This is a genomic window from Flavobacterium sp. W22_SRS_FK3 (assembly GCF_052113665.1).
Lineage (GTDB): Bacteria > Bacteroidota > Bacteroidia > Flavobacteriales > Flavobacteriaceae > Flavobacterium.
Map to the genome: position 1 here is coordinate 256,941 of NZ_JBGQOF010000005.1, position 13,356 is coordinate 270,296.

Consider the following 13,356-nt stretch of genomic DNA (forward strand, 5'->3'; position numbering starts at 1 on the left):
GTTATTTTTGGCTATTAAATTCTACAACAAAAACAAAAATATGCTTCAAAATAAAGTCATTTTAGGTAGCGAAGAATGGTGCTCATTTCCTGAACTCGGAATCCCAACAATCAAGGCTCGTGTGGATTCTGGTGCTAAAACCTCGGCAATGCATGCCATAAACATAGCTCCTTTTATAAAAAATGATGCCAATTGGGTGAAATTTGACATTAATCCAATTCAGAACAATATCAAAACCATCATTCATTGTGAAGCCCCTCTGGTAGACAAAAGAATTGTAAAAAGTTCCAGTGGCTTTAGAGAACATCGTTATGTAATTCAGACCAATCTTAAAATTGGCGATGCAAAATGGCCAATAGAAATGACTTTAACCAATCGTGACTCAATGGGCTTTAGAATGCTTTTAGGCCGTGAAGCAATGAGTGGACGTGTATTAGTTGATCCTGAACAAAAATACCTATTAGGACAACCTACAACTGAAACCTTAAAAGAGCTATATCAAAACTCTGAAAAGGCGAGTTCTGGTTTACGAATTGGACTTTTAGCGAGTAATCCTGAATTATACAGCAATAAAAGAATCATGGAAGCCGGTGAGATGCGTGGTCATGAGATGCATTTTTTGAATATCAAAGAATGCTATATGAAATTGGACGCCAAAACACCTGAGATTCACTATCGTGGCGGAAAAATATTAAATCAATTTGACGCTATTATTCCACGAATCCGACCAAGTATTACTTTTTACGGTTGTGCCTTAACACGCCAATTTGAAGCTTTGAAGGTGTTCGTTTTAAATTCGGCTACAGCTATTACACAATCGCGTGATAAATTATATTCGTTACAATTGCTTTTAAATAGCGGTATAGATATTCCAACAACCGGATTTGCCAACTCGCCTTTAGATACAGACAATTTAATTAAAATGGTTGGAGGTTCGCCTCTAATTGTAAAATTATTAGAAGGCACACAAGGAAAAGGTGTTGTCTTGGCAGAAACCAAGAAAGCAGCAGAAAGTGTTATTAATGCATTTAAAAGTTTAAATGCAAACATTCTCGTTCAGGAATTCATCAAGGAAGCAAATGGAAAAGATATTCGTTGTTTTGTGATAGACGGAAAAGTTGTTGCTGCCATTCAGCGTGAAGCTATGCCTGGAGAATTTAGAGCTAACATTCACCTTGGAGGAACTGCGTCCGTAATAAAAGTAACTCCAGAAGAGAAAAAGATCGCCATTAAAGCCGCAAAGGCAATGGATTTAAAAGTGGCAGGTGTAGACATTATTCGTTCCTCAAAAGGACCATTATTACTTGAAGTAAATTCTTCACCAGGTCTAGAAGGAATTGAAGGTGCCACAAACAAAGATGTTGCAGGTGAAATGATTAAAGCAATTGAGAAGAATTTTAAGTTATAATATTTTCTTTTTTATTAGGAATATTATTTAAACTTAATTTTTAAAAATACAGTAGTAACTTTGTTAAAGGCTTAAAATCTTTGGTAAAGTTTTTTTTAACTCAAATAAAAAAAATGACACTCTTTCCTTACTACGATATCATATTAAGAAGTGCAGCTGTTTATTTTTTCATGACAATTGCGTTACGCATTTTCGGCAAAAAAGAGCTTTCACAATTAAATACTGCCGATATCATTCTGATTTTACTAATTAGTAATTCGGTTCAAAACGCGATGGTTGGTCCTGACACAAGCCTCTCTGGAGGTTTGATTGCTGCTTTGGTTTTATTTCTAATAAACTTTATAATCAAAAAATTGACTCACAAATATAAGATTGTCAATGACTTACTTTTAGACAAACCTGAAGTCTTAATTCATGACGGAAGACTTGATTTCAAAGCTTTAAGCAAATTAGATATTTCTAACGACGAATTGAAAGAAGTTATGCGCGAACATGGTTTAGAACATTTTACCGATGTAAAGCTTTGCATGCTAGAAATTGACGGCACAATTAGCCTAATTTCTGAAGACAAGAAGCATTTAAAACAAACACATTACAAGAGAAAACATAATCATAAGAATTTTAGAAAATAAATATTTCTAAAATCTTATATGATACAAAAAAGGCTATTCGAAAATTGAATAGCCTTTTTAGTTTTATATTTTAGCAAATTACTTTTGAAATAATTTATTAATCTGATCTTTTACAAAAGGCTCAGAAACATTGCTTGAACCTGAAGAAGCATTTTTACTCGAAACCATAAACTGAACTGTAGATTTTTCAGGCAAAGTACTTCCTGTGTAATGCAACCAAATGTAATTATTAGGTAATTCTAATTTAATATCGTATAAAGGAGTTGCAGTAAAACCATTCATAATAATATTATAAAGACTTGTATAATCGTTATTAATATTTTTAAAAGAAAACTTTCTTAAGCTTGAAGATTCATCATCATCACTTACAATACTAGTATAGTAAACTGTGTATTCATCTCCAATTTTTTGAATGTAGTTGTTGTTTACTTTTCCTAATTTTTCAACTGGTACAGTTTCAAGTACTTTAATTTGAGCAAATGAAACAAAACTAAAAAGCAAAACGGCAAGGGTAATAATCTTTTTCATAATGAATTTGGGGTTAATTTTTATACTATTTATAAATGCCGAAATTATGAAAAAATAGTTCTAAAATCACTTTTTTATTAACATTAAATTGTGATTTTTATCTAAATTTATGCAAACTTAAAATAAAAAAAATACAACTTTTTAATAATCAATAAATTATGTATAAAAAATCAATTACGATGCCTTGATTTTTTTATCAAATTTTTTAAAAATTATAAATATTAGCGCTATCTTTCTTTCTTAACAACCTTACGGGCGACTTCTATTTTGAATTTTTTGCCTTTCATCTTTTCATCCTTTACATTTTTAAGCACATCTTTTACCTTATTATATTTCACGGCAGCAAACGAAACAAAATCTTTTACTTCAATTAAGCCTAAATCAGCTTTTTCTAATTTTCCCTTTTGAGAAAAGAACCCAACGATGTCAATTTTATTCAATTTTGTTTTCTTTCCTCCACTAATATAAATAGTTTGAAATTCAGGCGGTTTTGGTAAAGTAGTTGTATTTTCTACTTCCAGGATTTGCATTTCGTAATCAATATAATCCAATTTTTTTTCACTTTCGTGAATGATTATATAAGCTGTACCTGAAGCCTGCATACGTGCTGTTCGACCATTTCTATGTATGAATTCGTCTTCTTTTAAAGGCAAATGATAATGAATGACGTGTTTCATTTCAGGGATATCCAATCCACGGGCAGCTAAATCTGTTGTAATTAAATAACTCATACTTCCGTTTCTAAACTGAATTAGCGCACGTTCACGCTCATCCTGATCCATTCCGCCATGATAATAAGTAGCGTAAATTCCTTTTTCGTTTAAAGTATCACTAATACGTTCAGCTGCATCACGATGATTACAGAATATAATTGCCGACTGAGATTTTAAAGAACAAATCAAATTAAATAAACTTCCTAATTTATCTTTTGCGGGTGAAACCACCATTTTCATCGAAAGATTTGCCTTTTCTTCTTCTTCAGGAATAAAATCTAAAACAGTAGGATTGATTACTCTTGTATATTTTGGAATTTCAATATCTGAAGTTGCAGAAACCAAAACACGTTTGTTCAACTTCGTAAGTTTTCCAATAATATAGGACATCTGCTCATGAAAACCCAATTGCAATGATTTATCAAATTCATCCAAAATTAAAGTCTGAATCTTATCTGTACGAAAAGTTTCTCTATCAATATGATCTGCAATTCTACCCGGAGTTCCAATCAAAACAGCTGGAGGATTGCTTAAATTATTGATTTCAGTATCAATTGAGTGACCTCCATAACATATATTAACTTTATATTGAGTTCCCATTTTTTTCCAAACCTGCTCAATCTGCAAACCTAATTCGCGAGATGGCACTAAAATTAAGCATTGAACCGAAAGTATCTCAGGCTGTAATAACTCTAGAATTGGCAGTAAAAAAGCCAGCGTTTTCCCTGATCCTGTTGGTGAAAGTAATAGAACATTATTTTCGTTTAAAATAGCATCCTGCGCTGCTTCCTGCATTTCGTTTAGGTTCTCAATTCCTAAATTCGAAAGTATATTATTGGAATGGTGATTTTTATTCATTTTGCAAAAGTAGGAAAATTAGATTTTAGATTGTGTTATTTTTACATTAACAGCAAATTACCAAGGTTGTAATAGTATTTTTAAGTCCTCAATCTATTTTTTATTTATATCCTTTTTTAATTATTTTTAAGGGCGAATTACACATACTAATTACTATAAACCGAAAAAATATGGAAAAGCATAGAATATTTACAACATCATTTGCAAGCGTATACCCACATTATATCAACAAAGCAGAAAAAAAAGGCCGTACAAAAGCCGAGGTCGATAACATAATTTGCTGGTTGACAGGATACAGTCAAGAAGAGCTACAGGAACAAATAGATAACAAAAAAGACTTTGAAACTTTTTTTGCAGAAGTACCTCAATTAAATCCAAATGTTTCAAAAATAAGCGGGGTAATTTGTGGTTATCGTATAGAAAATATTGAGAATCCTCTCATGCAAAAGATTCGTTATTTAGACAAGTTGATTGATGAACTGGCTAAAGGAAAGCCAATGGATAAAATTTTAAAAAGTTAGAAGAAAATAAAGACTTGCTAATCAATAAGAAACCCGGATAAACATTTTATATTTTGATATTTTCTTTGAATTTGATTTCTTCTAACAAAATAATAAGTAAGGGATTTGTTGTTTTTTACAACAATTTATAAATCTAAATTTCTTTATATTTGGTTCCTTTAAAATCCAAAATCATGAGACTTTTTACAATTTTCCTTTCCTTTTTTACCATTACTTTTTTTGCTCAAAACAATAAAAAATATGATACTTTTTTTGAGAAAGGAAATGGAAATCAGTCGGCTTCTTATGAAGAAACTATTGCTTATTATAAACTATTAGCTCATGATTTTCCTACAATTCAGATGAAAGAAATGGGTTTAACCGATTCTGGAATGCCTTTGCACATTATCGTTTACAATCCTGAAAAAGAATTTGATTTTGCAAAAATCCAAAGTAACAAGGCAGTACTTTTTATCAATAATGGTATTCATGCGGGAGAACCTGACGGAATCGACGCCACAATGCAGTTCTATAGAGATTTAGCTATTGGAAAATTGAAAACGCCTAAAAATACAGTTTTAGTTTGTATTCCTGTTTATAATATTGGTGGAGCTTTAAACAGAAATTCGACAACAAGAGCCAATCAGAATGGCCCTGAAATTTACGGTTTTAGAGGAAACGCCAGAAACTACGATCTGAATCGTGATTTAATGAAAATGGATACGCAAAATACCAAGAGTTTTGCTGAGATTTTTCAAAAAATAAATGCCGATGTTTTTATAGACAATCATGTTAGCAACGGTTCTGATTATCAATACAAACTGACTTATATAATGACGCAGCATAATAAGTTAGGAATTGTTTTAGGTGATTTCATGAATGATAAAATGATGCCGGCTTTGGTAAATGATTTGCAGCAAAAGAAAATAGAAACAACTCCTTATGTTGATTCGTTTAAAGATACTCCAGACAAAGGTTTTGGGCAGTTTGTTGATAGTCCGAGATATACTACTGGTTATACTTCTTTGTTTAACACAATTGGTTTTGTGGTAGAAACACATATGCTTAAAAAGTATGCAGATCGAGTAAAAGTTACTTATGAATACATGAGATCTACAATGGATTTTATGGATACCAATTATCAAAAAATAAAAGACTTGCGAATTAAAAATTTGGATCAATATCAACCTAAAAAAACATATACACTACAATGGGAATTAGACAGTACTAAAGCTGCAACTTTTTCATTTTTAGGATATGAAGCAGGATACAAAAAAAGCGATGCTACAAACGGAGATCGTTTGTATTATGACCAAAGCAAACCCTATAAAAAAGATGTACCTTATACAAAAGGATTCAAATCACTAAAAGACATTGTCATCCCTTCTGCTTATATCATACCAATTGGTTATTGGAATATTATTAATCTTTTGAAGACCAATAATATTTCGTTTACACAATTTAAAAATGATACAATTATTGAAGTCGAAAGTTATAAAATTTCAGATTTTAGAACCGTTTCTAATGCATATGAAGGACATTATTTACATTATAATACAAAAGTGACTTCTAAAATTGTAAAAATGGCTTTTGCTAAAGGTGACTATCTCATTTCAACAAAACAAAAAGGCGTAAAATATCTGGTAGAAGCTTTTGAACCGGAAGGCATTGATTCTTTTTTTAATTGGAATTTCTTCGATCCAATTCTACAGCAGAAAGAACATTATTCAGAATATATTTTTGAAGATACAGCAGCCCAATTATTAAAGGAAAATCCGCAATTAAAAGCAGAATTAGAAGCCAAAAAAAGAAATGACGGAGAATTTGCAAAAAACCCAGAAGCGCAGTTAAATTGGATTTATAAAAACTCCGTTTATTATGAAAAGGCGCATTTGCAATATCCAGTGTATCGATTGATGTAGTTTTTCGAATTTTTTTAACTGGAAAAAAAGATAGGATGTTAGAAAAACAACCAAAATAAAAATAATTTAAATTAGCCTGAAGGATTTCAAGAAATTTATTTTAATTCTCATTATGTGGATTTATCTTTATTGGCTTTTTTTTAATGAAAATCGCCAGAAACTGTTACGAACTTTTTAAACCTAGATCTCGAGCAATAGAAGCTGGTTAAAGAAGTAGCACTCATAGCCCGACAGCATGTCGATAAGAAGACAAATACACGCAAAGAAATTTTGCTATCTTATCGGGACGGCAGCAAACCCAAATTAAAGTCAAAATTCAATTGCAAAATCAATATCAATTTTCACATTTCAATTAACATTGATTTTTGATATTTACGTTGTAATTGCTATTACAAAGTGTTTTCTTCTTCAAAAAGTAATTTAATATTTTCGTAAGAATTCTTTAAGGCTTCTTTAATTTGCTCCGGATTTAGCCAGGCTACTTTTTCAATGCCTTCGTTTTCTTGCCCAACAGGAGTCCCTTCAAAATCAGAGTGCATCTCAAACCAATGTGTTATTTTAAGTTTGTATTTTCCATTTCGTTTAAAAACATGATACGTTTTTTGAAGTTTATTGGTGATTCGTAGTTTATTTACACCAGTTTCTTCTTCAACTTCGCGCATGGCAGTGTTTTCAATCTCTTCTCCTTTTTCAATTCCTCCTTTTGGCAAGTCCCATTTACCATTTCTGAAAATAAATAATACCTCTCCTTTTTTGTTGTACACAAAGCCTCCTCCTGCTTTATTTACAGGTATTTTGGCTTTTAACGTCCTCATGATTTCCTTTTCATCAGGATGGTATAAATAAGCTTTTTGAATTTTATTTTGAAAGATTTTAACTATAAGATGTTCTATATCAATACTTTCCAATAAAAACAATTGAAAATTAGTCTCTTTTGAGATTTCATTTGTCAAAAAAAGTGGTTTGTCGTTCACAAAAACTTTATACATTTGCACTATGATTTTTAATAAAGATACCGCCGAAAAAACAGCAGAATTGCTTTTGCAAATAAATGCAATTAAATTGAATCCAGAAAATCCTTTTACATGGGCGTCTGGGTGGAAATCACCTATTTATTGTGATAACAGATTAATTCTTTCATTTCCGGACATACGAAATCATGTTCGTAATGAGTTTGCAAAAAATATAGAAAAGCAATTTGGAAAACCAGATGTTATTGCCGGAGTAGCTACAGGAGCCATTGGAATTGGAATTCTTGTTGCCGAAAGCCTTGGATTGCCATTTGTATATGTGCGCCCGGAAGCAAAAAAACATGGAAGACAAAACCAAGTTGAAGGTTTTTTTGAAAAAGGACAAAATGTTGTAGTAGTTGAAGATTTAATTAGTACAGGAAACAGCAGTTTGATGGCTGTAGAAGCTTTACGCAATGAAGGTGCCAATATTAAGGGAATGGCAGCAATTTTTACCTATGGTTTTAATGTGGCTGAAGAGAACTTCAAAAACGCTAATATTGAATTATACACATTAAGCAATTATGAAAATTTATTAGATTTAGCGGTTCAAAAACAGTACATTACAGAAGAGCAGCAATCTACTTTACAAGAATGGAACGTAAGTCCTTCAACTTGGGGAAAAGAAAAATAATGTTGATTTCAAAAATATTGATTTTAGATGAACTATTTCTCAATTGATTTAAATAAAAATAAAGAATAAAAAATAATACTATGAACTTAGAAAGTCCAAAAGTTACTGTTCAAAAGTCGGCTCAATATTTATTTGATTTATTATCAGATGTAAAGAATTTTGAAAAATTAATGCCTGAAAACATTGCTAAATTTGAAGTAATTGGCGAAGATGCTTTTATTTTTGGACTGAAAGGTATGCCGGAAATAAAACTAAAAATGAAAGAAAAAACTGCTCCCAACAAAATTGTTTTAGGAGCAGCAAGTGATAAACTTCCTTTTACTTTGGTTTCAAACATTGAAAGTATTTCAGATAATGAAAGTACAGTTCAACTTCAATTTGAAGGTGAATTTAACGCAATGATGGCCATGATGATAAAAGGGCCAATTAGTAAATTTATTGAAACCCTGGCTACAAACATGACAAAATTATAAAACACAATATAAATAAAGTACAATAGAGCCTTTAGTTTACGCTAAAGGCTTTTATTTTTTTAATGGTATTAACTTTAAACGTTGGAATAACTTAGTTTAAAATGTTTTTAAGTTTTTTTTATCTTTGTACCCAAATAAATATAAAATGATTATGAATACTGATTTTACCATATTTTACACGGATGATGACCCTGAAGATTTAGATTTTTTTACAGATGCTTTAAATGAATTAGGTAATCATTTAAATATTGTTACACAAAATAATGGTAAAAAATTGTTGCATGATTTAAAAAATCCACCACCAAATCCTCATATTATTTTTTTAGATTTAAATATGCATGGACTTACAGGTTATGATGTTTTGAAAGAATTAAGAAGTTCAGAAGATCATAAAAACATTCCAATTATTATATTGTCAACATCTTCAGATAGTGTTGCCATTGCCAAAACGAGAGAACTTGGTGCCAGTTATTACATTCAAAAGCCGACAGATTTTGAATTTTTGCAAAAAGCAATTGATCATGTCTTAAAAATAAACTGGGATACTTTCAAGCCAAATGAGCATAATTTTTTATACTTAAATAAATAATTTTTCAAAAATGAATATTGAAAATTTGAAAACTGACGAATCAACAAGCGTTTCTTTCTTAAATAGTCTTAGATCGAAAACTTCGGAATCTCATCAAAATTTAGAAAAATTACCAATTTCAAGATCAATAATTGATCCTGAAATCACTATAAAAGAGTATGCTTTGTACTTATCATTGATGCATGACATCGTTCAGAATTTTGAAAATGATATCCATCCAATTTTAAGTGACGTTATTTCAGACTTGAATGAAAGGAAAAAAGCACAGCATATTTTAAACGACTTAGAAGTAACAGGAATTCAAAAAAAAAAAATCATTTCTCCTTTCATAAATTCTTCAGAGATGTCAGTGCAATTTGCAATGGGAATTATGTATGTTGTTGAAGGATCTACACTGGGTGGTCGATTTATTTTAAAAAACATCAAAGATTCTTTAGGTTATGATGAAGTAAACGGAGCATCTTATTTTTCTGGCTATGGAAATAAAACCGGAAGTTACTGGAAAAAATTTTTAAAAGAATTAACTGACTTTCAAGAGAAAACAAATTCAGAAGATGAAATTATCAATGGCGCAGCTTACGGATTTAAAATTATTAATGACCATTTATCTGCTCACTCCCTTTAGTTTATGAAAATAAGAGATATAGTAAATCGGAATATTGTAAATCTAACCAACTGTGAATTTGAACCCATTCATATACCAGGAAGTATTCAGCCACATGGTTTTTTAATTGGTATACATTCTATTACCTGGAAGATTGAATTTTGTAGTGGCAATATTCATGATTATATTGGATTAGATTACAGATCCTTATTGAATACTACTTTTACAGATTCTTTTGGACAAAATCAACAAGATTTAATTAAAGATTATATTTTTAATGAATTGTTACTGTCCTCTACACCATTAAGACTTATTTTTAACAGCCATTCGTTTTTATGCACGATTCACAAAAGCAACGATATTTATATTTTAGAAGCAGAATCATCAACATACATTAGTAAACAACAAACAAATGTTTACGATCAGACTGCACAGTTTTTGAATTATATGAACGAAGTACATGATTTAAAAGAATTATGTGGTATGGTCGCAAAGGGAACCCGAGAAATAACCGGTTATGACAGAGTCATGGTTTATCGTTTTGATAAAGATTATAACGGAGAAGTTTTTGCAGAGAGTGTTCGGGATGATTTAGAACCTTTTTTAGGACTGCATTATCCACATACTGATATTCCGCCACAGGCGAGAGAATTGTATATGAAAAATCTTTTGCGACTTATTGTAGATGTAAACTATAGCCCAGTGCCTCTTTACACTATTGATAATGGTGGTACAGATAAAAATCTTGACTTAAGTTTTTCTATTTTGCGAAGCACTTCTCCTATTCATGTTAAATATTTGCATAATATGGGAGTTGGTGCAACACTAACCATTTCATTAATACATCAAAAAAAGCTCTGGGGACTCATTGCTTGTCATCATTACAGCCCTAAAAACCTGACACCTGAAATTCGCTTAGCAGCACAATTACAAGGTCATTTTATTACTTCGCAGATTAATATTCGTCAGTCAAATGAAGAATACGAAGTAGCAAGAAAATCTAATACAGCATTAGAAAAGCTTAATTCTTTTAATCTGCCTGCAAAGGAAGAATCTTTTAATAAAATAGCTGAAAGTAACGAAATTCTCGAAATTTGTAATGCTGCCGGTGTAGCTATAATTTTTGATTATAATATTTATAAAAGCGGATTGACTCCTGATGATGAAAATATAACTAAACTTTTGCTTTGGGTTTCAGAACATTCTAAAAATAACTTTTTTTATACTGATAAATTAATAGACTTTTTACCAGACCCTGGTGATTATTGTCAGGAAGCTTCTGGTATCATCTATTATTCCCTAAGTGCAGATAATAATAATTGTATTATTTGGTTTCGTCCAGAATATTTAACTGAAGTTAATTGGGCCGGTGACCCGAACAAAGCTATCATTAAAGATAAAAATGGACTTTCCCCAAGAAATTCTTTTGAGTTATATAAAGAAATTATAAAATGTCAAAGTAAAATTTGGTTGCAGCCGGAACTAAATGCCGCTGCTAATTATGCACATACACTTCAAAAATTATTTAATTTGCTAATAATAACCGAAGAAGAAGAAAAGTATCGAAAATTAAGTGAAATATTAAAAGAAACTAATTCTGAACTGGAAAATATAAACTGGATTAGTACACATGATTTACAAGAACCACTTCGAAAAATTCAAATGATATCTTCGCGAATTTTGGGAAAACAAGATGAAGTAGTACCTGAAAAAGTTTTAAATTCTGTTCAAAGAATGAATAATTCGGCAAACAGAATGCAAATACTTTTAATTGATATCTTAAAATACACCAGAATTAAGCATCATACTGAATCTTTTGAAATTGTAAATCCTAATGAAGTGTTGATTGAAGTATTACATGATTTACAAGAATTAATAAATGAGAAAAATGCTATAATTAATATTGAAAAACTTCCATCAATAAAAGGAATGTCTTTTTTAATGAAGCAACTTTTTTCTAATCTAATTCAAAATTCACTTAAATACTCCATCACAGATAAAGCTTCCGTTATAAATGTTAAGTCATTAGGTATCGAAAAATCAGATGCAGGAGAATTGTTTGAAGTTCTAGAGTTTTCGGATAATGGAATAGGATTTGAACAAATTTTTGCAAAAAATATTTTTAAAATCTTTACACGATTACATGCACAAGATGAATATAAAGGTTCTGGAGTTGGGTTGGCTTTATGTAAAAAAATTATGCAGGTTCATAAGGGTTATATTGTTGCTGAAGGTACTCCAAACGAAGGAGCTACTTTTAAATTATTTTTTCATAAAGATCAATAGAGCATTATTATTTCCTTCACTTCAAAGTTTTTTATTGATTCATCTTCTAAAACAATCTGTAATTCTCCCATTGAAGTTACACCTTTAATAATTCCCATAAAATTTTCATTTTGAAGATTTCTAAAGGGCATTGGAACTCCTTTTCGAAACAAATTATCAACATATTCGTTCCAAAAATCAGCAGTATGAGTATTCCATAAGGCGATTTTTTCTTTTATTTTTTTGATAATTAAAAGAGGGAAAATCTCTTTATCAAATTCAGTTTGGGTAATCAGAGCCAAAGACGATGCATGAGGCAGATTTTCAAAATTAGTTTGGTTAACATTTAGGCCTAATCCAACTACTGACACGATTCTGCCATCACTTTTTAGCGTATTTTCGATCAATATGCCACCAATTTTCTTATTGTATGACATAATGTCGTTCGGCCATTTTATGCTTAAATCAGGAATATTTAACGTTTTTAGCACTTCTACTACCGATAGTGAAACCACAATATTAAGATCAAAAAACTGCTGATTATCAAATACAAAATCCTTTACCAAGGCACTCATAATTAAGTTTTTACCAGACTCTGATTGCCACTTTGCCCCCATTTGTCCTTTTCCTTTACTCTGATTTTCAGCTATTACTACTGTAAAATTATCAAGCTTTTCTTGACTTGATAGCGATTTAAGGAAATCATTTGTAGAATCTATGGCATCGAGTTTGATTAGTTTCATTCTGATAATTTAAATAACTTAATTTAATATTTTGTTAAGGTTCAAAAATAATGACAAATTTTGGTAACTTTACAAATTCATATAAAATAATTCATGGCGAAAAAGACTATTAATAATGATGTTCTATTGGCGAACATAATCAAAGGGATTGAAGAAGTAAAAGGAAATGACATAGATATTCTTGACTTAAGGGACATCGATACGGCTGTTTGTGACTATTTTGTTATTTGCAACGGTAGTTCAAACACTCAGGTTAACGCCATAGTAAACTCCATTCAAAAAACAGTATCCAAAGACTTAAAAGATAAACCGTGGCACGTAGAAGGAACCGATAATGCAGAATGGGTTCTTATGGATTATGTTCATATTGTGGTACATGTTTTCCAAAAACATATTCGTGAATATTACAACATCGAAAGCCTTTGGGGTGATGCCAAAATAACTACAATCGAAAACAAATACTAAAAGAAAATTTCT

At 30.7% G+C, this 13,356-nt stretch carries 14 protein-coding genes; 10 read left to right on the forward strand and 4 right to left on the reverse strand.

The genetic code is table 11. The features are described 5' to 3' along the window. Window positions 1–40 precede the first annotated feature (40 nt). Window positions 41–1,408, forward strand: a complete 1,368-nt coding sequence (rimK, locus tag ACEN2I_RS07105) for a 30S ribosomal protein S6--L-glutamate ligase (RefSeq protein WP_441765400.1) — start codon at window positions 41–43, stop codon at window positions 1,406–1,408. A gap of 113 nt (window positions 1,409–1,521) precedes the next feature. Further along, window positions 1,522–2,040: a DUF421 domain-containing protein gene (locus tag ACEN2I_RS07110; RefSeq protein WP_441765401.1), complete on the forward strand. Its 519-nt coding sequence runs from the start codon at window positions 1,522–1,524 to the stop codon at window positions 2,038–2,040. 78 nt (window positions 2,041–2,118) lie between these two features. On the opposite strand, the gene ACEN2I_RS07115 is transcribed toward ACEN2I_RS07110, so the two are convergent. Together ACEN2I_RS07115 and ACEN2I_RS07120 are read right to left on the reverse strand one after the other, a co-directional pair. Next, window positions 2,119–2,568: a hypothetical protein gene (locus ACEN2I_RS07115; protein WP_441765402.1), complete on the reverse strand. Its 450-nt coding sequence runs from the start codon at window positions 2,566–2,568 to the stop codon at window positions 2,119–2,121. A gap of 227 nt (window positions 2,569–2,795) precedes the next feature. After that, a complete protein-coding gene (locus ACEN2I_RS07120) occupies window positions 2,796–4,139 on the reverse strand; it encodes a DEAD/DEAH box helicase (protein ID WP_441765403.1) in 1,344 nt (447 codons plus the stop codon). A 170-nt stretch (window positions 4,140–4,309) separates the two neighbouring features. Here ACEN2I_RS07120 and ACEN2I_RS07125 point away from each other — a divergent pair, with 170 nt between their 5' ends. Together ACEN2I_RS07125 and ACEN2I_RS07130 are read left to right on the forward strand one after the other, a co-directional pair. Beyond that, on the forward strand, window positions 4,310–4,660 hold the full coding sequence (locus ACEN2I_RS07125; protein WP_441765404.1) for a DUF2200 domain-containing protein: 351 nt from the start codon (window positions 4,310–4,312) through the stop codon (window positions 4,658–4,660). A 173-nt stretch (window positions 4,661–4,833) separates the two neighbouring features. Beyond that, window positions 4,834–6,561 (forward strand): M14 family metallopeptidase, encoded by a 1,728-nt coding sequence (locus tag ACEN2I_RS07130; protein ID WP_441765405.1) that lies wholly within the window; start codon window positions 4,834–4,836, stop codon window positions 6,559–6,561. A gap of 389 nt (window positions 6,562–6,950) precedes the next feature. On the opposite strand, the gene ACEN2I_RS07135 is transcribed toward ACEN2I_RS07130, so the two are convergent. After that, on the reverse strand, window positions 6,951–7,550 hold the full coding sequence (locus ACEN2I_RS07135) for an NUDIX hydrolase (RefSeq protein ID WP_441765406.1): 600 nt from the start codon (window positions 7,548–7,550) through the stop codon (window positions 6,951–6,953). 7 nt (window positions 7,551–7,557) lie between these two features. Here ACEN2I_RS07135 and pyrE point away from each other — a divergent pair, with 7 nt between their 5' ends. From pyrE to ACEN2I_RS07160, 5 genes are all read left to right on the forward strand, one after another. After that, window positions 7,558–8,205, forward strand: a complete 648-nt coding sequence (pyrE, locus tag ACEN2I_RS07140) for an orotate phosphoribosyltransferase (protein ID WP_441765407.1) — start codon at window positions 7,558–7,560, stop codon at window positions 8,203–8,205. An 80-nt stretch (window positions 8,206–8,285) separates the two neighbouring features. Beyond that, window positions 8,286–8,678, forward strand: coding sequence for an SRPBCC family protein (locus ACEN2I_RS07145; RefSeq protein ID WP_441765408.1), 393 nt, complete (start codon window positions 8,286–8,288; stop codon window positions 8,676–8,678). 145 nt (window positions 8,679–8,823) lie between these two features. Beyond that, window positions 8,824–9,267 carry a response regulator gene (locus ACEN2I_RS07150; protein WP_441765409.1) on the forward strand — a complete coding sequence of 148 codons (444 nt, stop codon included), beginning with the start codon at window positions 8,824–8,826 and terminating at the stop codon, window positions 9,265–9,267. Between the two features lie 10 nt (window positions 9,268–9,277). After that, window positions 9,278–9,892 carry a biliverdin-producing heme oxygenase gene (locus ACEN2I_RS07155; RefSeq protein WP_441765410.1) on the forward strand — a complete coding sequence of 205 codons (615 nt, stop codon included), beginning with the start codon at window positions 9,278–9,280 and terminating at the stop codon, window positions 9,890–9,892. Window positions 9,893–9,895: 3 nt separating this feature from the next. Further along, window positions 9,896–12,157: an ATP-binding protein gene (locus tag ACEN2I_RS07160; protein ID WP_441765411.1), complete on the forward strand. Its 2,262-nt coding sequence runs from the start codon at window positions 9,896–9,898 to the stop codon at window positions 12,155–12,157. Here the strand turns inward: ACEN2I_RS07160 and ACEN2I_RS07165 are convergent. After that, window positions 12,151–12,879 carry a biotin--[acetyl-CoA-carboxylase] ligase gene (locus ACEN2I_RS07165; RefSeq protein WP_441765412.1) on the reverse strand — a complete coding sequence of 243 codons (729 nt, stop codon included), beginning with the start codon at window positions 12,877–12,879 and terminating at the stop codon, window positions 12,151–12,153. The two genes, ACEN2I_RS07160 and ACEN2I_RS07165, sit on opposite strands and share 7 nt — an antisense overlap. Window positions 12,880–12,972: 93 nt before the next feature. Here ACEN2I_RS07165 and rsfS point away from each other — a divergent pair, with 93 nt between their 5' ends. Then, entirely contained in the window at window positions 12,973–13,344 is a 372-nt protein-coding gene (rsfS, locus tag ACEN2I_RS07170) for a ribosome silencing factor (RefSeq protein WP_012024667.1), read from the forward strand. The last annotated feature ends 12 nt before the right edge of the window (window positions 13,345–13,356 follow it).